The 20,574-nt window shown below is 58.4% G+C and carries 16 protein-coding genes; 10 read left to right on the plus strand and 6 right to left on the minus strand.

Annotated elements, in window-relative coordinates; genetic code table 11:
* The first annotated feature begins 1,096 nt into the window (after positions 1 to 1,096).
* The 3 genes from LNV28_RS23615 (at position 1,097) to LNV28_RS25250 (ending at position 4,757) form a co-directional block, all read left to right on the plus strand.
* Complete coding sequence (locus tag LNV28_RS23615; RefSeq protein ID WP_263569050.1) at positions 1,097 to 1,441, plus strand: septum formation initiator family protein; 345 nt, start codon at positions 1,097 to 1,099, stop codon at positions 1,439 to 1,441.
* A 1,460-nt stretch (positions 1,442 to 2,901) separates the two neighbouring features.
* Positions 2,902 to 3,735: a hypothetical protein gene (locus tag LNV28_RS23620; RefSeq protein ID WP_263569051.1), complete on the plus strand. Its 834-nt coding sequence runs from the start codon at positions 2,902 to 2,904 to the stop codon at positions 3,733 to 3,735.
* A gap of 167 nt (positions 3,736 to 3,902) precedes the next feature.
* Positions 3,903 to 4,757 carry a formylglycine-generating enzyme family protein gene (locus tag LNV28_RS25250; RefSeq protein ID WP_411970017.1) on the plus strand — a complete coding sequence of 285 codons (855 nt, stop codon included), beginning with the start codon at positions 3,903 to 3,905 and terminating at the stop codon, positions 4,755 to 4,757.
* Positions 4,758 to 4,811: 54 nt separating this feature from the next.
* Here the strand turns inward: LNV28_RS25250 and LNV28_RS23625 are convergent, their stop codons facing one another.
* From LNV28_RS23625 to LNV28_RS23635, 3 genes are all read right to left on the minus strand, one after another.
* Positions 4,812 to 5,390 (minus strand): hypothetical protein, encoded by a 579-nt coding sequence (locus tag LNV28_RS23625; protein ID WP_263569052.1) that lies wholly within the window; start codon positions 5,388 to 5,390, stop codon positions 4,812 to 4,814.
* A gap of 445 nt (positions 5,391 to 5,835) precedes the next feature.
* The gene (locus LNV28_RS23630; RefSeq protein WP_263569053.1) at positions 5,836 to 8,115 is read right to left on the minus strand and encodes a DUF4116 domain-containing protein; all 2,280 of its coding nucleotides are present in this window, start codon (positions 8,113 to 8,115) and stop codon (positions 5,836 to 5,838) included.
* Positions 8,116 to 8,203: 88 nt separating this feature from the next.
* Entirely contained in the window at positions 8,204 to 8,650 is a 447-nt protein-coding gene (locus LNV28_RS23635) for a hypothetical protein (protein WP_263569054.1), read from the minus strand.
* Between the two features lie 534 nt (positions 8,651 to 9,184).
* Between LNV28_RS23635 and LNV28_RS23640 the strand changes: the two genes are divergently transcribed.
* Complete coding sequence (locus LNV28_RS23640; RefSeq protein WP_263569055.1) at positions 9,185 to 11,488, plus strand: hypothetical protein; 2,304 nt, start codon at positions 9,185 to 9,187, stop codon at positions 11,486 to 11,488.
* 47 nt (positions 11,489 to 11,535) lie between these two features.
* On the opposite strand, the gene LNV28_RS23645 is transcribed toward LNV28_RS23640, so the two are convergent.
* On the minus strand, positions 11,536 to 13,860 hold the full coding sequence (locus LNV28_RS23645) for an ATP-binding protein (protein WP_263569056.1): 2,325 nt from the start codon (positions 13,858 to 13,860) through the stop codon (positions 11,536 to 11,538).
* A 339-nt stretch (positions 13,861 to 14,199) separates the two neighbouring features.
* Here LNV28_RS23645 and LNV28_RS23650 point away from each other — a divergent pair, with 339 nt between their 5' ends.
* The 5 genes from LNV28_RS23650 to LNV28_RS23670 all read left to right on the plus strand — a co-directional run bounded on the left by LNV28_RS23650 (position 14,200) and on the right by LNV28_RS23670 (position 16,395).
* A complete protein-coding gene (locus LNV28_RS23650) occupies positions 14,200 to 14,463 on the plus strand; it encodes a hypothetical protein (RefSeq protein ID WP_263569057.1) in 264 nt (87 codons plus the stop codon).
* Between the two features lie 121 nt (positions 14,464 to 14,584).
* Complete coding sequence (locus tag LNV28_RS23655; protein ID WP_263569058.1) at positions 14,585 to 14,806, plus strand: hypothetical protein; 222 nt, start codon at positions 14,585 to 14,587, stop codon at positions 14,804 to 14,806.
* A 182-nt stretch (positions 14,807 to 14,988) separates the two neighbouring features.
* Complete coding sequence (locus LNV28_RS23660) at positions 14,989 to 15,252, plus strand: hypothetical protein (protein WP_263569059.1); 264 nt, start codon at positions 14,989 to 14,991, stop codon at positions 15,250 to 15,252.
* Between the two features lie 210 nt (positions 15,253 to 15,462).
* Positions 15,463 to 15,741 (plus strand): hypothetical protein, encoded by a 279-nt coding sequence (locus LNV28_RS23665; protein WP_263569060.1) that lies wholly within the window; start codon positions 15,463 to 15,465, stop codon positions 15,739 to 15,741.
* A gap of 168 nt (positions 15,742 to 15,909) precedes the next feature.
* Positions 15,910 to 16,395, plus strand: coding sequence for a hypothetical protein (locus LNV28_RS23670; protein ID WP_263569061.1), 486 nt, complete (start codon positions 15,910 to 15,912; stop codon positions 16,393 to 16,395).
* Positions 16,396 to 16,463: 68 nt separating this feature from the next.
* On the opposite strand, the gene LNV28_RS23675 is transcribed toward LNV28_RS23670, so the two are convergent.
* Positions 16,464 to 16,694, minus strand: coding sequence for a hypothetical protein (locus tag LNV28_RS23675; protein WP_263569062.1), 231 nt, complete (start codon positions 16,692 to 16,694; stop codon positions 16,464 to 16,466).
* Between the two features lie 207 nt (positions 16,695 to 16,901).
* On the opposite strand from LNV28_RS23675, the gene LNV28_RS23680 reads away from it, so the two are divergent.
* Positions 16,902 to 17,618, plus strand: a complete 717-nt coding sequence (locus LNV28_RS23680; RefSeq protein ID WP_263569063.1) for a hypothetical protein — start codon at positions 16,902 to 16,904, stop codon at positions 17,616 to 17,618.
* 441 nt (positions 17,619 to 18,059) lie between these two features.
* Here LNV28_RS23680 and LNV28_RS23685 read toward each other — a convergent pair whose 3' ends face one another.
* Positions 18,060 to 20,492 (minus strand): WD40 repeat domain-containing protein, encoded by a 2,433-nt coding sequence (locus LNV28_RS23685; RefSeq protein ID WP_263569064.1) that lies wholly within the window; start codon positions 20,490 to 20,492, stop codon positions 18,060 to 18,062.
* Positions 20,493 to 20,574: the final 82 nt, after the last annotated feature.

Below are 20,574 nucleotides of genomic sequence, written 5' to 3' on the forward strand. Positions count from 1 at the left end.
CATTTACTGGCGGCGCTTGGTAGTCGCCACACCGCCAAGCCGAATGCTTGCAAGTGTATCGCGGCGCTACTTGCAGAAACGATAAGGAAATGGTGTCTTCGTTTTCAGTTCGCGCAAGCTCATGAATTACATGGACTTTTCCTGAAAGTGACCGCTGGTGATAAGGCGTTACTTGGCGCAGAGTCCGGTCGGGTGCTAACTGGCGCCAGCATATGCCAATGCCGCCAAAGTTCGTGCTCTGGCGCGCTCAGCAGATCAAGGGCTAGGTGGGGCGGGCGTCACAGGGGCTGCGCGCCCTGCGTCAAAGTTGCTATGACTGCAGTGGATGTGAGCCGGCTTAAATGGTCGGTTTCATCGAAAGGATCCGATCGGTCTTCAGCCGCAAGTGGCGCCAAAGTGCCCATAGCTGACCAACGTATGCCGATCGCGAGTTGCAGCAGCCAGCCTTAAGGAGTCGAAGTGCCCAGGTTGTCGGCGCTCAGAGCAACGCGATTTGAGATAAGGAGACTGATCTAGGTGAGCCAGGCTCCGGGCCCCGCTCCCACTCCGGCTTCCATTCCAGCAGCGCCTGCTCCCATGTGCCCGAAGTGGACTCTGTTATCTCAAGGCTGTGAAGCGCGTCTGCGGGCTCGGCCGCCTCAACGCACCGCTCAAGCAGCAGCCCGGTTTGGGCGGCTGCCGGCTTCATGGGCACCCTATTCGGGCGTGAAGTGAAGTCTGAATCGCCCCAGACGATTCATGAATTTGATGAGGCATTGCATTTCGCGACTGCATAGCGTAGCGATACAGGTCAATTTCAACGTTGATTCCGTCCCATGGGAAGAAGGCATGTCCTCTGCCTCAAAAGGTGCGTGAGCGATTGACCCTAGCCTATGTATCCCTTTGGACAGTCGCAAACAAGTGCTTTGGCAGCCACACTTTGCCACCATGCAAATCGGATCACACAGAACACGTCAGCGTTGCCTTGGCATAGATAGGCATCGTGAATGCACCTCGCCAGGAGGCGCTCAGCGCCTGCGAAACCGAAATCACAAGAAGTGGCGAGCAAGCGCAGATGCACTCAGTCGTTGGTTCAACTAGTGGTGGTGGCTGAGCCGTGAACCGGATTGCCTTACTGCTCACAGCTTGCTTGCTAGTCTTTCAGGGACAACTTTGGCTTGGGAAGGGAAGCATCCCTCGAGTGAGGCAATTGCAGGAAACACTTCAGCAAGCTGAGGCTGACAACGAACAAGCAAGAAAGCGAAATTCCAAAGTGGCGGCCGAAATCCGCGATCTCAAGGATGGGCTTGAACTGATCGAGGAAAAGGCTCGAATGGACTTGCGATGGATAAGGTCTGGTGAACTCTTTGTTCGCGTTTGCCAGCGCAGAGGACCCAGCACCCAAGAAGGCACCGCCGGTAGGACGACTTCAGCCATTGCGCCAGAGACCTGCAAGAAGTGAGGTGGCAAGGCCGCTCCACCGCGCAAAACGGTCTGCCAATTCTTGGGTCTGGCTGAAATGCCTACACACGTAGCTCAAGTTCACCCTTCGGCGACGCATTCACATGCGCAAAAGCACGCAGTTGCTTGAGCCACATACCCAGCGACTCGCTTGACTGGATTCGAGCAACGCAGCTGTCTGGAAATCGATGGAAATCACCGTCAGCACAATGGCAAAGATGTACCAGAGCCGCAGAAAAACCACCTATATCGCACCAATCAAATCCGTATGCGATATACGTTAGCAAACCTTCGTTCTAGCTGACGCTTTCTTTCACGCGCTGAGCCTACGAAGATGAAATTCTGGAACTCGTGTTGGCGCCACATATGGGGCAGAGGTATGCGCCACGAACTGGGGCGCGAGCCCAGGCCCCCACCGCAACTGAGAATACCGACTACCCCACCACCGCCATGGGCTCTGCGCGGAAAGCTGCTACCTGCCTGCGATGAAGAGGGATGCCTGGACCAGCTGGACCTGACCTATCTGGCGCTTGAGGTCGCTTGTGACTGGCTTCAGAAGTGGGATCAACAATCACACATCAGGATTCAAGCACTGGCGAGACTGGCAGGAGCATGGCACCGAAGCGGCACTTCGACCCACATTCACCGCAGTGCGTTGCAGCGATTGAGGGCATTGCAACAAGCAGCCCAATGTGGCGTTTTGAGCGCGGATATGGATGACCCAGAGGGCAACTTTGTGATGGAGGTAGTACTCCGCGCCGCTCTAAGGTGCCCGACACTGCTGCGCGGGCGCCTCTTGAGGGAACGACTTAAGCATTGGAACTTCGGAAACGTAGCGTTTTGCGACGGTCGACCAAGCTTTAGCCTGCCTGTGCTTGTGACCCAGACTCCTGCTTGGACGCACTATCCAAAACTAACAGTCGCGTATGGAATTCGACGAATGCATTGCAGTGAATGCGACCTCCGCTTTGACATCGACAACCTAGCGCACTGCGCGAAATGCGCCGCATGGACGTGCTATCGCTGCTACTCAGAGCTAAAAATTCTGGTCCGAGCCTCGCCTGGCGACTACCTGCAGCTCGCATTACATCAATGTCGCTGCGGAGCAGTGCTCCGACACATTGACGATTGGCTCAGCGCCATTCGACTGATGGAGTCACTGCCCATGTCCAGGCACGATTGCGCGCCGCTCCTCGAAGTACCAACTACCCCTCAGGACAATCGACGGCGCTGATGTCACTTCGCATACTGAACTTCCGAGCCCACGAGCCTCCGCGCTCGCTCAAAAAGTTCTGAATGCGCCTAGTTCTTTCTTCTTGCGTTATCCGAAGGTTTTTCACCAGTCCCCGATTTGGATCGAATGGACGGGCCTTCCAGATAGTCCTAATCCTGTTCCCGCTGCTCACGGCTTGCACGCCTAAGGCCATAGCGCCCGAGCGCATCTACAGTCAAAGCCATGCGTTGCTCATCGCCACCACGACCTACCAGTCTTGGCCTGCGCAGCCTCAAGCTCAAGCCGATCTGGAACTGGTAGCGAAGGCCCTGTCTGTCCAAGGATTTGTGACCCATACGCTGATCAATCCCAGCTTGGCATCATTGACTGGAGAACTAAAGCGCTTTGGCACCGAGTTTGGTAGCGAACCCTCCAATCGGATCGTGGTCTATCTTGCCGGCTATGGGATCACTCATGTCTCTCCCGCAGGGCGAGGAAAAGGCTTTCTGGCGCTGACAGATACCGCAGCGGAAACAAGAGGCAGTGGAACGGTACCGGCGAGTCGCCCGAGTGGACTGGTTTCACTGTCCGATACTCCTCGCGAAGAAGTCACGTGGGGAAACGAGTGGCCCCGCGCCATCAGCTTGAATGAACTGGACGATTGGCTCAAGAAGCTCCCCGTCCGTCATGGCATGCTGATACTCAACAGTTGCTTCAACGGCTCTGTGTTTCATGGTTACGGAGATGTACCTGAAGAGTTGCCGGAGGTCATTCGCGCCCCGGTGCGTCACTATCTGATCGCCGGCGACAGCTTCCAATGCGAAGCGGCTCCTCGCCTCTTTGCCCAAACGCTTGCAGAGACGATCTCAAGCCCTCGAACTGACCTAGATCGCAACGGGCTGGTAGCAGCCAGCGAGCTCGCAATTCGTGTGCAAACGCTGGTGGCCGATCGGTCACTGGGACAGCTAACGCCCAGAGCTGGCAGGTCAACCGACAACCGATTTTCCCAAGGTGAGATGCTCTTCAATTCTCCATCGAAGCCCTCGCAGCTACAGGGAGACGTCAAGGAGTCGCCCAAGTGAATTTCAGCGCCATCACAACTAGCGAAGAATATAAACGGCACCTTCGGCGAGCATTTGGGTCTTCCGCTTGGAAGCGGACCTGCAGACTTGTGACACTGGCGCTTCTAGGCGCTCATACGGAATTCAACCTTGCAAGTAGCATTCAAGACTGCCCGACCTGCCCCGTCATGGTTCAGGTTCCCCCGGGTAGTTTTTCTTTGGGTTCGAAAGCAGATGAAGGCGAGAGCGATGAGTTTGTGTTCGAAGACGGGTTGCCGGATCCAGTTCAAATCAAGCATCGGTTTTCGTTGAGTCGCACGGAAGTCACTCGCGGGCAGTTTTCAGCTTTCGTTCGGTCCACTGGTTACCAAACCACTGCGGAGAAGAGCACCGGATGCTCAGTGTTTCTGCCCAGTACAGCGCGCGATCATCAATCCGTCTGGAACTGGAGATCCCCAGGGTTTCGCCAAACAACACAACACCCGGTGGTCTGCGTGAGTTGGTTGGATGCACAGGCCTATGTTGCCTGGCTCCGGCGAACAACCGGCAAACCATACCGTTTACCCAGCGAGGCTGAGGTCGAATACGTGACACGGTTCAGTGGCGAAACAAGTCGGAGCGCCGCCAATGCTTCAGGTGAACTGTTGTGCAGTGCGGGCAACGTGGCCGATCGCGGTCTGTTGGTCCGGCAGCAAGGTTGGGTCGTAGCCCCCTGCAATGATGGGCAGACCTTTACCGCGCCTGTATCAAGCTATCCAGCAAACGCCATGGGCTTGCACGATCTACTGGGTAATGTCCGGGAATGGACGGCAGATTGCTACCACTCCCGGCATGGAATCTATACAACCGGGCCAGCTGGTGGAAAACGTCTCAGCAATACCGGATCTGCTCGTCAAGAGAACTGCCAGCGACCTATCTCGCGCGTGATCAAAGGGGGATCCTGGGCTGACGAACCTAGGAACCATCGACCAGCAAAAAGGTGGCAAGCGCCCCCTCAGTACCGCGACAACGACACGGGCTTCAGGGTCGCACGAGACGAGTGAGGAGACTTAGAGAATAGTTCTGAGCACAGTGGCGCCCCTTACCTCGCCTCCGGGTCAGCGCAAGTACTCATACAGCCACGCCCACCCACTGGGCTTGGCTCCGTTCGCGAACTTCGAAAGCCGGTCAAGAGCCTCGGCATCTGGCGAAGGTATGTTTCCATCCTTGTGAGCCGCGTGAAACGCAGAGGCAAAGCTTCGGCCTGCGTAGTCGATCGTATAGACCTTGCCCTTCACAGCGCCGTCCAGCAGCTGAGTTACAAGAGCCCGCGCATCCAGTGGCAGCCTGCAAACATCGTCTGACGCAAACACCAAGGCAGTCACACGGCCGGCGTCAGCTCTGAATTGATCAGGGCGTCCGCGAGGGTAATCTGGAACCTGTCCGCTTTCGGTCGCATGCAAAGTTAGGTCGGCGGTGCGGCCCTGACCATCCAGCAGACGCAGCAAGGCCACGGGCCTGAGAGTGAACGACTCCTCCGTCCGGTTTTGCATCACCAAGCCTACTTTCAGCACTCGGTGAATTCCAGCATTTGAGTAGTCGCCGCCGCAAGCGCCACCTTCTTCCTCTGATTTCCTCGCTGCGGCCAACTCTTCCTGACCTCGAAGTTCTCTTTCGAAGGGCTCGTCGGGTGCCATTGATGGCTCTAAGGGAAAAGTCCGCAGGCGAAAGCTGCGTCGCGGTTCGAGCGGCGCACTTCGATCCTCACTCACTTCGACACTCCGAATTTCCAGCAAGACCTGGTTACTCGCCATCGAGCCTCGTATAGCCATAAGTGCGATACAAGCGCCGACGGCGAAAGCTGCGCCGAGCGCCACTGTTCCAACCGCTGCAGTTTTTCTACGCACCCCTTCCTCCATCGATTTGTACTCCCAGCACTGAAGCTGCGTCCCAAGAACTCTGCGACTGGCAGCCTCGTAGACATCAAGCTCAAAAACTGTCTGCGAGCCCGCACCGTGTTGGCTTCAGTCAGCGTTTGACCATGAATCGCCCCGCGGGGAACCGCGCGCCTTGCAGTTGTGCAAGAGCGAGCTGGCTCGCGCTTTCAGAGAATCCGCAGCGGCTCTAGCCCTGCCGACTTGATCACCCGGCCTGGGCGCGCGCTGACATCTCAGCGGTCCGGCTCTGCGTTGGGATAAAGGGAAGCACATTCACATCGGCCGCATATGCCCGTGCACAAAGCTCAACACTGCGCAGTCCCGGAGGAACGTAGCGCAAGGCCAAAGCATTGCTTGCCACGGCTGCGTCACACATTTCGGCATTGCGCATCGTTCGCGGCACCGCGCGAAGTGCCAGACCATGCTGGCTTACCGCCAACGCACAGAGCGCGCGGTCCCGCAACTCAGCCGGGACGTCTGCCAGATTGGCACCATCGCTCCGCACCGCAGCTTCGCAAACATCCGGACTTCGATACTGGACGGGAACCTCAGCCAACGGGAATCGAATCAAACGCGACAGCCGGCTGTAAACACGCGACACAAGGCCCGCATCAAAGTCTTCATCGGCATTGAAGGCAAGAGGGTAAGCGAACACCATCGGCCTGCCCGCATCGAGACTGAGCTCGATCATCACGTCCTCGAGATCCACCTGCTCACGCAACTCCCAGAGCAAATACGGCGCATCCAAAACTGCCTGTCTGCACAAAGCTGAGCTGCGACGCAAGGCCGGCAGCTCCGTAATCAGTTCCGGCTGGAACGCCAGAGCCTCTTGGGCAAGAGCAGGGTCAAACTCTTGGTCGTCCAACTCCAGCAAGACCCGGGGATTTACAGCCACAGCCCGGTGAATGAAGTCCCGGGTCCGGATCTCTCTGGGGACGATGCCCCAGTACCACGGGCAATCCCTCAAAGCCAACAGGCAAAGAGAGGGCGTCAGTGCATTACCGACGATGCTTATGAAGGCTGAAGGATTGACCAACAACGCATCGAAAATGCAATCCGGGTCTGACTTGGATTCAGCACTCAACCCATGCCAGTAGTGGCGCACCGTCTTGATGGCTCGGCGTTGCAGAGCCAAAGAATGGTGCCGAATAGGCACACTGAGCAATGAGCTGTGTTCATGCTTTGCTGCCAAGTCCATCAATCGATCATCGAGCAGATGCTCTGGCACATGAACCACTGCTTCGCCATCGCTGCGTACAGCGCAGACGGCGAGCTCGCGCGTGATCCTCCCAGCAGGAATCCAGCGCAGGGCGCACCCATGTGACTTCACTGCAGCCATGTAGAGGCGGTACGACAGAAACGGCGCTGGCACATACTGCAAGGCCGAGCCGTCCTTCTGAACAGCCCAAAGGCAAAGCCGCTCGGAGATCCTTCGCTGCGGCACATGCTGAAGCATGTTCGGGTCTCCAAGCACGGCGGCACGGCAGACTGCGGGCGTCTTTGCGAACACTGGATAGTCGGCGAACAGCTCCGGCTTGATCCCCAAAGCTTCAAGGTACAACTGTTCGTCAGCTTCGTCCTCTTGAGCTTCCAGGATGCATCCAGGATCGCCGCGTACCGCACGCTGCAATAGCGTACGGCTCCGCCACTGTTTCGGTACGCTGCTCCAGCGCAGCCACCCCTGGTCCAAGACTTCTTGCCACATGGAAAGGGTTTGCAGCGGCAAAGGCACAAAGCAAATTGCCGTCGAGTTCTCGAGCAGCGCCGCTTGGCACATCAGCGACGTGCGATGCGTCATGGGCACATGTTCAAGCAGGCGTCCTTCGCGCCGGACCGCAACCAAGCAACGTCGCAAGGTCCGTTGCTCAGGGGCCATACAGCTCAGGACGGCAGGCTCGCATTCAATCGCAGCATCCAGGGCACTGTTGGTATGGCGGTGAGCAGGCACATGCTTCAGGGACACGTTCCCCTGTGCCAGCGCAGCCTCCAACCAAGACTGATCCACATACTCGTCAGGCACGTGGCAGTAGTTGGCTGCTGAAAGGCGCAATGCCAGTTCGGACAATTCGCGTGTCCGAAGATGCTTAGGCAAGTAGGCGAAGGCGCCTGCATTGGACGTCACAAAATCCCTACAGTTGCTCGAGGTCAGCAACTCAAGGGGAACGCTTGTCAGGTCTTCCGCGTTGTTTTCCACCGCGAGCCGGCAGCGCCGCAAGGTACGAAGGTGTGGCGGCACACGAGCAAGCCGCGCATAACCTCGAGAGGTATCGAAAGCCAAGTCCACCAATTCCTCCGTCAGCAGATCGGCGTCCAGTTCATTGAAGGCTTGGGCGTCCCGCTTGATCAGTTGGGTGAGGAAAGCCTTAGTCAGCCGTGCCTTGGGCACATGTTGGAGCACTCGCTTGTCTGTGCGAATGCAATCGATGACGTCTTCGTCATCTCCGTCCAGCAGCATCTGTAGGTGCTCCAGATTCTCTGTGATCATTGTTGCCTCAGTCTGTGAGTTCATGTGGATGACGACGGCCAGCGGTCCAATAGGCTGTTGCCGTCGACGATCGTCAAAAAAGCCCGGTTCACCAACGACCATTGGCCCGAATGTTCAGCCAGCGCATCACCTGCTCGCGGCGCAGCATCAGCAAGGCTTGAACCTGTGTGTTGTGCGCTTGGCAACTCAGCACCAAGCCGTAAGCCAAGTCCGGATCTGAGGGAGCCGTTTGCACCGCCAACTGCATCAACTGCGCGCGATTGCTCGGAACGGGCAGCCATGATTTGCCCGCCTGTGCGATCAATGCCTGAGCGAGATGAATTCCTTCAAAGGCGCCGTAGTCCGTGGCACACCATTCCAGGTGTGTTCTTACGCCACCGCCTTGGTGCCACCCGCCGCCACGCATCGGTTCGATCTGAATCTGCCCTTGCGGGTAATAGGACGGTTGAGCGATTGCAGCGGCGAACGGGAAGAGCACGCCTGCGCAGATAGCGCTCATCAGGAAATATGCCGAACGCTTGGAAGTACGAATCATGTGAAGGACCCACTGAAGCAGTAGTAGTCCTCACGCAACGGCACCCAGAGCTCAACGTTGACCGACTTTGATCGATTGAACCTTTAGGGTAGTGCTGCGCTCAATGGATCAATTCAAGAGTGCTCTGCTCTTCAACGTCCGGTTCTCATGAGCAAGTGAACTCACGGGATATTTGGAACTCGCGTTTGATCGGTAGCGCAGGTTGACCAAGCTCCAATCCGTCAGATTCAAGGCAGTTTTCAAGAGTGACAATGGGGCATTGAGCGCCTTCAATTGAATGAGGTCGAGATGCCTGCAAGTTCCCCTGGCCAGCGTTCTAGATTAGCCAGCTTGATCCTGGCAGCCCTTGTGACTGCTTGCGCAAGCCCGGTCGGGCAAGAGTCAGCGAGCACTGGAATCGCCGCGTCAAGAAAGGCTCACCCCATGGACCCTCGCAGGTTGAAAGGAGAGTCCGGGCGCTTGGTGGCCCCGTTCGGCAAGCGAAAGGCCTTGTTCCTTTGTGCGACGCCCAGTTGTGCGAGTTCAAGTACGCCCTTGCACGAATTGATGGCTTCGCACATGGGGGGATTTGAGGTGCAAGTCATCTCGGCAGCCGACGCCGAGCGCCCGGACTGGATGCGCGCTGTGGAGAGCTTCGCGACAGAGCTTGATGCCGATACCTTGGCCTACGTCTTCATGCAAGGAGCGATGACATCGACGTCAGAAGGGCCGGCACTGCAGTTGCCTGAACTGGTCCGATTGAAAGAGGTGGGTGCCGAGGCGTCGGAACTAAACGCTCTAAAGCCTTTCACCCTTGCTACCTCCAAGGTCCGGATCCGGCCGCTCCATTGGAAAGAACCCCGGGAATCCACCGAAACCAAGTTGGAAGCCGAAGTCGAGTCCGGTTTTACCTATCGCCAGGCCCCACCGCCTCAACTCTCGATTTCAGTCTTGCTTCGGGCAATCGGCATGGCGCGGCAGGGGATTATGGTGATCGACGGCTTCCCCTTGAGTTGTGCATCTGATGACATAGAAGGACGGGCAGATGCCACCATGCCGTGGCTCCTTGAAACCCAATGGCTGGCGCAGGTCGGCGCGATGACACGCCAGCCGTCGGTCAGTCTGGTCGAGGCCGCGCATGGGGAACGTAGTTGTACTTCTATTCGAAACGATACGTGGCAGTGGTATGCACCTTCCACAACACCATCTCGCGTTGCCAGCACGGCGATGCCCGCGGCGATGACGGCTTGGCTCGGCGCCAGCCCACAGCTCGACGACTTCCTCAAATTCATCGACCCACAGGATACGGGGCCTCGTCTGCCCTTGTGGAGTTCGAAGGGAATTCCAGGCTTCTTGGCAGCCAAAGACGCGCTTCCTGCGAATGGGTTGAACCAAGGCAAGGCGAGCAACACCGAGACGAGCGCCGAGTCGTCCCAAAGCCATCACCTCCTCAGCCATTTAGGAGCGCTTTGCAATTCATCGCCTAAGCCCGGCACTAGATCAAGGCGCTATCGCTACGACGAGGATTTCAATTGGTATAGCAGCAATGCCGATGTGTTGAGCAGCCGAACCTGGTCCTGGTTGAGGTGCCACGAGGAGCGATCTTTACAAGCACATGGAATGTGGGCGAGGGGTGCGGGTGACCCGGCCATCGCTCGCGAGGCAGTGGAGAGTGATGTACGTCTCGGCGCCTGGCATCTTGAGCAACGCAGTTTCGCTGCGGCGGAAGTGCATTACAAACGCGCAAAGGAGTACATAAACCGAGTTCCCCGCAGGCTGAGCCGTGATGACGAGGGAATGGTAGTTGATGCTGTGTTTGGGCATGCCAACAGCTTGCTCGCATTAGGGCGCGCAGCCGAAGCTCGATCTAGCCTAGAAAGCGCTATGGTCCTAGACATCAGATCCAGTGAGCTTTACAGGCACTTGAGCCTCGCAGCAAATGAGATGGGGGACGTTGCAGCCTCGGCCGAATACCTGGAATTGGCCGAGAAATGGTCTATTGATCATGCCCGCACAAGAATAGGCGCCGCCCCCCCCTTCCGCAGCGACCGCAGCTTTGCGCCGAGTCTTCATGCGCTGCTCAAAAACACCCCGCTGCCCCAGCCTTCAGCACGGTTTATTCTTGAGAACATGGCCCCACACTTTGCAGGACTGACGCATCTGGGAGATGTGGCAGATCTAGTCGGCCAGGCTCTTAAAGATGCCGGTTTCAATGGTCGCAGTTATTACACCCTTGGCGCTACGTCTCAAGACACAAAGGCCAAAGCAAGCCTGAACAATTTGCCTTCAGGGTTTGCGGTAGTGACGCAGCTCGAGCGCGTCGATGCGCGAGGCTGCCCGCATCCGGACCGTTTCAAGTTGGACATTCAAGCCTCAGAGGTCGTTTCCCCCAAGACTCTTGTGGAGCGACTACGTTCCTTGGCACTGGGGCCAGACCCCGCCTGGTTTCGCCTCATCGTGTTCAGCGTGGCTAACTTTGACATTGAACGGGACCCCAAGTGGCGCATCGTGGGCACCAAGCGGAGCACACTCAGTGCGGAAGAAGCGCAGGATTTGCTGAAGGGTGGCGCTGCCAGCGCTAGCGGCTTGCCCGGTCAGTTCATAGCTCGGGATGTCCGTGACGCCCGAGGTCGGGTGATTCAGCGGAGGCACGAACTACAGGTGCTTGTCTACGAATTCCACCGGCCAAAGTCTGAGAGCGGCCGCTCCCCCTCCGTACAGTTGATTTCGAGCGGAAGAACTCCGGCTGACTTACATTTGATCAGGTCCGGCATCCAGCCCCATTCCACGGGTGGCGGTCAAAAGCCTTTGGTTCTCGGCTTGCCGAAGCGAGCTTTTCAGGGGAAGTGCGAATCATAGAACGCACCGCGTTTGTCACTGCGATGTGCAGCCAAGACGCACATCGACTAGCTGCTCGCTCTTCTTCTTCGAATTGCCTCTCGCCCACCCAGCCAACCGCCCAACGCCGGCACGAACAGCCAGAGAAACAGGGACAGCGGCAAGTGGCGATTGAAGTGAGATTGATCCCCCCAAGACTCAGAGAGCCATCGATCGCCTCCCCCTAAGAGGTACAACAAGCCAGCGGAGAGCGCAACGCCGGCCACTCTGCCAAGTGCCGGAATCCAAAAACTTCCTTGTTCGCGGAGCTGCAAACTCAGCTGCAGATAGTCAATCTCTGATGCACTGAACAATGCGGGCTGCGAAAGTGCGTGGCGCATCTTTTCCAAATGCACATGCTGCAGGAGCCACACCTTGACCTGGCCGTTGGCCTTCCAACTCGTCAGGTGTGGCAAGAGGTATGCATGTCTCCACTGCAGCAAGTCTTCGTTACGCTCCATCCATTCGCGAAGATCGATGAAATGGTTGAGCAACGCCTCATGTGCCACCTCCCCGTGCTGCCCAGAACGCACCACCAAGCGCTCCTGCACCCATGGCTCGATCAGGCTCTGCTCCGCTTCGCTGAGCAGCAATGGCGCTCGCACATAGTCATTCCCCTGGCGGCCGTTGCTGGTGGCCTTGCGCGCCATGCGCGCCAACAAACCCAGCACCTGAGAGGCGGTCTCGGGGCTGCGACTCAAGATCTCGCTCGCCTTGGCATTCACCGCCCCGTGTATTCGCCCGAAGTCTTGCGCCTCGTAGTCCGCCAGAAGCAGCTTGATGGGTGCCTTGTTGTGCTCGGCGCGCTTTTGCGCCCGCTGGTACAACGCGTCCAGTGCAAACTGCAGCAGGGGGATGGATGTCGCGTCTTTGGCATCGGCCCGCAATGCATCCAGCAACTGGGGCTCTCGCTCGATGCCCGCCAACTGGCAGGGGCGCTCAATCACCTCGAAGACGAAGCGCCGCTGCTGCTCCTCATCGGGCGTCTTGAGCACCACGTCCTCGGTAAACACCGCTTGCAGCGCAGGCTTGAGTCGGCCGACATACTCTTCTCGGAGCGTGGCCAGCACCCACACGCCAACGCGCTGCAGTTGCTGGAGCAGTTGCTGGAGCCGCTGCAGCAGTTGGTCAATCTGAGCCCGTTCCTCGCCAGCACTGCCAACTTGGCTGACAAGTTCTTCCATCTGGTCGATGGCCAACACCCAGTGCCGTCCGGCGCGTTGATCCTCCAGCAAGCGCACACTCAGCTCGTTCCCGAGGGCTTGTAGGCTGTTGGAGGGTAGAGGGTCCCCCCCGAGCAGCGCTTGCCAGTGCTGAGCCAAGCTGGCGGCCCAGGCGTCTTCGGTCGGGTCGGCCAGGCTCGGGGCTCGCCACACAGGGCTCACGGGGTGTTCCGCGTCGCTGCTGAGTTGGTGGGGGCGGGGCAGGAAGAGAGTCTGTCCTGCACCTGCATACAACACCGTCCCCAGCACGCCAGCCCTGAGCAGGGAGCTTTTTCCGCTGCCGCTGTAGCCGTAGATCAGCACACCCGGCAACTGCTGAGTCGCCGGATCGGCCGGCAGGTGCGCCAGCACCTCCTGGATCTGCTCTTCGCGCCCGAAGTACTGCGCCCGGTGCTCGATGTCGAAGGCCTCCAGCCCTCGGAAGGGATTGCCCTGGAAGGGCGCTCGCAGGCCCGCCAGCATCTGGCGCTTTCGCGGAGACAGCACAGGCAGTTGCTTGAGGGCGTCCAGCACGTCTTGCAACTGCCGCACCGGCACGATCACGCCTTGGCGAACCTTGTCGCCCAGCCCCGCTTTCTCCAGCTCCGCCAAGTTGCCCTGCGGAACCAGGATGCGGCCTGTCTGCGCTTGACCGTGCTGCTCAAAGTAGTCCAGCGCGGCTTGCACCTTGGCAGGCACACCTCCCACAGCGCGCACTTCCAGCAAGGGGTTGCGGTAGCCGTCCTGCAATTGCTTGGCGGTACCGAACAGCTCCCCCGTGGCTGCCACCAGCGATTGAGGCTCGTCAGCGCGGTGCCCCGCACTCAAGCGGTCCATCAGCAGCATCACCGTGAAGGCCAGGTCAGCGCTGGCGCCCTGCGGCGCAAGGGCCTGATCCGCCAGCGTGTAGCGCAGCCTCAGCGGCTGGCTCATCTCGTCTTTGCCCGGGTAGTCGCTGGAGCGCAGCACGCGCCACACCAGAAGCGCCGCCTCCCCGCAGGAGCGCACCAAGTCATCTTGCTTGGCGTTCAGCGAGCCTTCCAGACGATCCGGGGCCTCTCGCAACTGCGCTCGGTCAATCACCAGCCCCTGCGTGTCCTGGGTCGTGCGCTCCAGCAACAGCAGTACTTGTCCTGTCGGATTCCCTGGCATCGGCCCCACTCCTTTCACTCGTGCGCCTCTATCCGCACCGGATCGCACTGGACCTCATTTTGCCCAAGCAAGTGAGCGCAAGAACTGAACCTGGGGTCAGTCCGCCAAACCTCCATGGCGTCCTGTTTGCTGTACCTGCCGCGTAGATCTATTGAGTTTGCGACGTTGCCCTGTTGGGGCTTGTCGGCTCAGCGATGCGCACTACGCATTGCGCCGGTTCAAAACTTTTTTGGGCGGCATGTGTCCAGTTTGACCGCCCTCGCGGCGTAGTTCTTTCAACAGCACCACTTCTCTTCTTTCATTCATTCACTCACTCACTGACTTCAAGGAACCCTCTTTATGAACAAGCTCTTCTTCGTCATCGCTGCCCTGGCTGTCGCCTCTGCCGCTTCTGCCGCCCCCAACACCAACACCTCGCCCAAGTCCCACACCCAAGCCACCGCCCTCACACCGAGCTCGGCGTCGACCACCGGCTTGTACACACCCACCGCGCCGGCCCAGTACCGCCAGGCCTATGGCGACTCCCGCCCAACAGAGACCCGCCCCTTCAACACTGATCGCGATGTGCAGGCCACAACCAAGTTCTCCAACAACAAGCGCTAAGGACTCAACAGTCAACAACCCTTCTGCAGCAGCTGTCCTGTTTAGCGAACCCAAAGCGTAGTCATTACAGCAGCCTCACTTCGAGCCTGCGCCCCAACCCAAACCTCAGAGAGATCTCCCCATGAACACCACCCGCATCAAGCAACTCCTCGCCGCCACCGCCATCGCCACGCTCGCCGCCCTGCCGGGCGTCAGCAACGCCGCCACCTACTACAACCCCTACAACGGCCTGTGGTACGGCAACGTCTGCCAAGGCGCCTACGGCTGGGTCTGGATCGGCTACCAGCCGATCGGCAACAGCTGCTACGACCCGCGCATCGGCTGGGGTGTGGTGAACGGCTAATGCATCCCGCAGGCCTGCAGCTGGATCCGGCTGCACCTGATTGAACAGGCCTCTGTCCTGTTTGACAGGCTCGCAGCGTAGTTCTTTCAGCAGCACCACCTCCCTTCTTTCATTCATTCACTCACTCACTCACTCACTCACTCACTCACTCACTCACTCACTCACTTCAAGGAACCCTCTTTATGAACAAGCTCCTCTTCACCCTCGCCGCCCTGGTTGTCGCCTCTGCCGCTTCTGCGGCCCCCAACGCCAGCACCTCGGCCCAGTCACATACCCAAGCCACCGCACACACACCGAGCTCGGCGTCGACCACCGGCTTGTACACGCCCACCGCGCCGGCCCAGTACCGCCAGGCCTACGGCGATTCCCGCCCAACAGAGACCCGCCCCTTCAACACTGATCGCGATGTGCAAGCCACGACCAAGTTCTCCAACAACAAGCGCTAAGGACTCAGCTCCACAACACAAATCCGAAGCACAAGTCCGGCTTGGCACGCCAATGACGCAGCTCTGCTGAACCGTGTCTTCGGCTCAGCACCTGCTGACTTGCTGTGTCTGTCCTTCCGCGGCCTTTCTCTTTCGGGGCTGCGTGTTCCCCCACCGCGGCAAGTTGACCTGCCGCATTCAAACCTCTATTTAACTCAGGAGCCTGTTCCCATGAAAGCCATCATCCTCACCGCCGTCACTGTCGCTGTCGCCACCTTGTCCGGCAATGCCTTGGCGCAATCCCACTACTCGGACAAGCGCTCTGGCGATACCACCCAGCGCACTTACAAGGCCGACACCACTCAAACAGTCCACGGCCCCGCCGTTGTCACCCAACAAGGTGGCAATGGCACCTATACGCAGACCAATGTCGTGCATGGCGGCGAAACGATCAAGTTCCCGGTTCGCGCCGGCGACACAGTGACCAAGGCGCCCTTGCCGCGCCGCTAAGCCTAGCGCAGCCACTAAGAAGCGCCGACGTTCGATCTTAGTTTTCAGTCAGCTGAACGCCCGGTTTTCTTGACCAATTTCGTGTACCTAACGTACCTCATGTGGAGGCGCTGGACCTCTACCTCGACCGCCACTGAGGCATCTGCATATCTTCAAAGGGACTCCATCATGAACAAGATATTCGCCGCCGCTACTGTCGGCTTTTCGGTCGCCGCTTCCTCGCTTACCCCAATCGAGGCCCATGCTGCGACTGTCTCTGAACACATGAACTGGTGCACTCGCGACATGGGTACCTACGAGGCAGCCCGTGAGGCCACAGACATCATTCGCAATTACGTGAGCCAAGCATTGATTGCTGCTGAACGTTACGAGCTTGCCGCCGGTACGTATGCCGTCCTCGAGCAGTACAAGATGGTTGGCGGTGTACTCGAGAACACGCTCAAGCGCCCGGCCGTCATCGCGTTCGCGCGAGCCGTTGCGCTGATCAATCCGCATGACGGTGTGACCCTCGCACTCACTTGCCAGCGCCACAACCCGCCGGTTTACGACCAACTCAACGATTACTACCGCCAGGACGTGTACTACTGGCTGACCGGTGGCGCAACACAGGCATTTGGCTATTCGGCCCCGTACAGCGAGCCCCCGCTGCGTTGATTGCCAACTAGCGATGAAGAAGCGCCATCGTTGCTGAGTTGGCGCACCTTCACGTGAGCAGTTCACCTTTACAGCGCCCGCTCCTGCGGGCCACTCTTCTTGACCTCAGCCACCTTTGCCGTTGCTGCTGTAGATCCGCTCGTCCTTCTGATTCGGTACGAATTCAAATCGCACCAAGCACAGAAAAAACCAATTGCGTTGACGGCACCGGTTTGCGCGCGGAGATGGTCGTGGCGCTCCTCGGCATCAAGAAGGGTGCTCAGAAACACTTCAGCGACAAGATGAACGAAGTCAAACATCAACTCGAGTTTGGCTCGCAGTGCAGCAACTGGTATGGGCAAGCACTTCGGTCGCGCAAGTGAGATTCAAAAGATCTTTGGGTCCACTGCCGCGAACTTTAAAAAGATGCGACAGAGTGGCTTCGCTGCGGCGCTCTAGTGCTTTGAGTCCAAGGGCTTGGGGCCGGATTACTTTGCTTCTGTCGGTTCGTAAGAACGGAACTTTTCATGACTACCCGCAACATCAATTCGCTGGATCAGTTCCTCGAGCTGGCCGCGACCCGTATTGCCGTCGAGCAATCAACTCAAGTCGCAGAGCAGGAGCTGGCAACTCTCAGCACCCAAGAGCAAGATCAACTTTTTCGACGCATGTGGGCGGCAACGGTGAGTACTGCCGAAGCTGTCCGCGCCGAGGAAGAACAGTCGGCTGCAGCCGAAGAGCTTCAAACACATGATAGCGAATCCATGGTCGAAGTCGCCATTGCGCTAGGCTGGCTGTTCTCGGGCTTGGCTTACCACTTCGGGGCCAAGCTGGACGAGTTGATCCGGCCCGCACCGCGCCCGGAGTTCTCTCGCTTGACGCTCGGTGCGAGCTCGCTGCCAAGCGAGCAAGCAGAGTTGGACATCAAGTTTGCCAACGGCATCGTCTGCCGCCCCGACATGGCATTCCCGCGCCAACCGGGTGATAAACCGCTGGGCTGGTTGTTCAAGTGCCCTGAAGACGGCAAAGTGCCTGACGGGCAGGGTGGCCTGCGCGACGCTCGGTCCTGCGAGTGGCGGCTGGTGTTCCGCTGCGGCGACCAGTGGATCGATGACCCAGTGATCGGCAGCTTTGATGCTAACGGCGAGATTGAAGTGCCGTTCACCGATAACGCAGTGTTCTCTGTCGATTTGGTGCCGGTGGCGGTTGAGCCATTGGATTCAAGGGTACGGTTCATGGCATGAAGCATCTTCAAGACGCCTTGGCCGTCAACCTAAGTACGCACCTGCGCACGGCATTGAGTACTTCCTCTGCAGAGGATCGTACGGGTCTGGTGGCAAGTGCTTTTGCTAACTGCATCAAGCTCATTGTGGACAAGGGCTTGAGTGACCCTACCGCCCCGCTAGAGGGGTGGCTCTTGACATGCCCGGCCAACTTCCTGGTCAATGACAAAGGAACGATGACTGATGCGCACACGGCGGTTGGCGTTTGGTCTTGCGCGTTTACGTAGATGGAGTAAAAACAGAACGCCACGCCGTGAATTTACCTCCGTTCAACAAACAGGGCGAGATCGAGGTCCCGTTTCCGGACGGGAGTACCTTCAGTGTGGCGCTGATGCCCGACGAGCCCCAACCAGCCGGCAGTCCGGGAACGTTTGGCGAGGCAAAGAACTGACGGACTGTTGACTACTTGCCAGGCAGGAACATGGGGCAGGCCAGCGGCAAGTTGAGTCCCTCGGCGCCCCATTCCTTGAGTTCGACTTGGGTGGGGTTTCGACCTATTCTTTCGCAGAGCCAACGGGCAATTCCTGAGGGGGTCTGCCACTTGCGAAGTGTGAGATCCGAGCCTACTGAGAACACTGCGTCACCGCCTGTAGAGAACGCAGCGCTACGTACGAAGTTTCCATTCCCGCGCAACGGCTCCCCGATGAGTTGGCCCGTCTTCACATCATAAAAGCGCAGGGTTCCGTCCATACCGCCCGAAACGAGCCAATGCGCATCAGGTGAAAATGCGACGCTAGTGACCTCACCTCTGTGGCCTTGCATCAGCTTCCCAATGGGCGTGCCGGCTTGCGTATCCCACAAGCGCAAGCTGCCGTCGGCATAAAGTGACATCAGCCGTCGGCCATCGGGCGAGAACGCCACCGAGCTAACCTCATCATCATTCGCTTGCATGGGCGCTCCGGCAGGCCGACCCGTGTGCACTTGCCAGATGCGCAGTGTCCCGTTACCACTGCCAGATACAAGACGCTGGCCATCAGGCGAAAACGCTACGCTCGATCCCAGTTTCTCATCCCAGGACAGTGGATAAGGAAGGCCGATTGCTTTCCTAATCTGATGGCCATTTCGTGCGTCCCACACACGCAGTTCGCCGTCTGCTCCACCAGTCGCCACTGTGTAGCCATCCGAAGAAAAGGCCACGCTTCTCACCTCGCCAGCATCCCCCCAATGGCGATCTCCAATGAGTTCGCCAGTCCTAGAGTTCCAGAAGCCAATGGTTCGGGAGTCAGCAATTGCGACCCACATTCCGTTTGGAGACAGTGCGAACTTATTTGGATCACCATAGCCCCCAGACAGGTTGAGTGGCGGACCAACGGGTTCTCCGGTTTGGGTGTTCCACACGCGCAAGTTGTCCATATCCCCGGCAAGCACCCATCGACCATCCTGCGAAATAACTCCGGCCTCTCTCTTGTAGCTTTCCCCTTGAACACCGCTTAGTTGTTGAAAGATCTTGGGGGGCTCGGCTGATTGCTCTGCCTTGACATCCCAAAGCCGCAGGGTGTTGTCATAGCTTGCGGAGACCACTCGCTGACCGTCTTGCGAAAACGACACGCTCAGGACCGAGTCTTCATGCCCTCGCATCGGCTCCCCGAGAGAACGGCCGGTTTTGGCGTCCCAAAGTAGCAGTGTGCCGACCACGCTACCCGAGACCACTCGCTGGCCGTCCGGAGAAAACGCCACGCTGGTGACCTTTTGGTCATGGCCCCGCATCGGCTCCCCGATCGGTTGACCTGTTCGCACATCCCAAATCCGAAGGGTCTTGTCGTGATCGGCGAACAAGACCTGCTTCCTATCGGGCGAAAACGCAAGGCTATTGACGCGCGCCCTAAGTCCCTGGATCGGCTCGCCGATGAGTTGGCGAGTTCTGGCGTTCCAGATGCACACGCTCGCATCCGCCCCCCCTGACACCAGTCGCTGACCATCTGGAGAAAACGCTACGCCAATGACACGGCTCTCATGCCCCCGCATTGGGTCCCCGATAGGCTTACCAGTCTTGGCGTCCCAGAGTTGCAAAGTCTTGTCGTCACTGCCGGAGACAACTAGCCGCCCGTCAGGAGAAAACGCCACGCTCCTGACCTCACCTTCATGCCCCCGCATTGGCTCCCCGATCGGCTGACCTGTTTGCACATCCCAAATCCGAAGGGTCCAGTCGCTACTGCCTGACGCCACACTCCTGGCATCCGGCGAAAAGGCTACAGCGTTTGACGGACTTTCCCCACTCCAGTGTCGACGCCCCTTCGAGGTAAACATCCAGGGCATCGCCCAGCGATAGTGCTTTCTTTCGCCAATTTGTCCTCCTACCGGTCGGCCCGACTTTGCGTCCCAGAGACGAAGGTACCCATCAGCGCTGCCGGACACCATAGTCCGACCATCAGCAGAAAACGCCAGGCTCTGCACGGCCCCCCTGTGCCCCTCCAACGTGGCAATCAAAAACCATGAGCGCTGCGCAAGATCGAGCATTGAAGCGCCTGTTAGCGGGTCATCAGGAAGGATGCGGTGGGAAAGGACGCGCTTGAGTAGCCTTGAATAGCTGAGGTCGGCGCGCGCCTCACTGACCCAGCGGAGCGCGAGTTGCTCCTTTGCAATCAATAAAGCACGTCGTGTAGCCTGCCAGGCTTCGGACCGTTGCCGCTCAATTTCAGAAATGGCCTTTACCAACTCTTCGTTCTTCAAGCTCAATCGTCGCGCAACAGATTCAGCAACACTGTTCGCCTGCTGCGCCTTGTCCTTTTGAAGGAGTGCTTGTGCGGCGTTGGCATCAGCCAGACGCGTTTGTTGACCTAGAGAATCATTGGCTTTGGAAAGTCTTGACCGGGACTGGAATGTCAACAGCGTCATGCCGATTAACGAGGCTGTCCAATAACCCGATATCCCCAACCACCCGCACTACTCTGGGCGTGTGAATGTCGGCGAAGGCGAG

Source organism: Paucibacter sp. DJ2R-2 (assembly GCF_025717675.1).
Taxonomy (GTDB): Bacteria; Pseudomonadota; Gammaproteobacteria; order Burkholderiales; family Burkholderiaceae_C; genus Paucibacter_A.

Coding starts and splice junctions, on each gene's coding strand:
- LNV28_RS25250 (WP_411970017.1), top strand. CDS start 3,903: ATGGTTCAGGTTCCCCCGGGTAGTTTTTCTTTGGGTTCGAAAGCAGAT.
- LNV28_RS23625 (WP_263569052.1), bottom strand. CDS start 5,390: ATGGCACCCGACGAGCCCTTCGAAAGAGAACTTCGAGGTCAGGAAGAG.
- LNV28_RS23630 (WP_263569053.1), bottom strand. CDS start 8,115: ATGATCACAGAGAATCTGGAGCACCTACAGATGCTGCTGGACGGAGAT.
- LNV28_RS23635 (WP_263569054.1), bottom strand. CDS start 8,650: ATGATTCGTACTTCCAAGCGTTCGGCATATTTCCTGATGAGCGCTATC.
- LNV28_RS23645 (WP_263569056.1), bottom strand. CDS start 13,860: ATGCCAGGGAATCCGACAGGACAAGTACTGCTGTTGCTGGAGCGCACG.
- LNV28_RS23650 (WP_263569057.1), top strand. CDS start 14,200: ATGAACAAGCTCTTCTTCGTCATCGCTGCCCTGGCTGTCGCCTCTGCC.
- LNV28_RS23655 (WP_263569058.1), top strand. CDS start 14,585: ATGAACACCACCCGCATCAAGCAACTCCTCGCCGCCACCGCCATCGCC.
- LNV28_RS23660 (WP_263569059.1), top strand. CDS start 14,989: ATGAACAAGCTCCTCTTCACCCTCGCCGCCCTGGTTGTCGCCTCTGCC.
- LNV28_RS23665 (WP_263569060.1), top strand. CDS start 15,463: ATGAAAGCCATCATCCTCACCGCCGTCACTGTCGCTGTCGCCACCTTG.
- LNV28_RS23670 (WP_263569061.1), top strand. CDS start 15,910: ATGAACAAGATATTCGCCGCCGCTACTGTCGGCTTTTCGGTCGCCGCT.
- LNV28_RS23675 (WP_263569062.1), bottom strand. CDS start 16,694: ATGTTTGACTTCGTTCATCTTGTCGCTGAAGTGTTTCTGAGCACCCTT.
- LNV28_RS23680 (WP_263569063.1), top strand. CDS start 16,902: ATGACTACCCGCAACATCAATTCGCTGGATCAGTTCCTCGAGCTGGCC.
- LNV28_RS23685 (WP_263569064.1), bottom strand. CDS start 20,492: ATGACGCTGTTGACATTCCAGTCCCGGTCAAGACTTTCCAAAGCCAAT.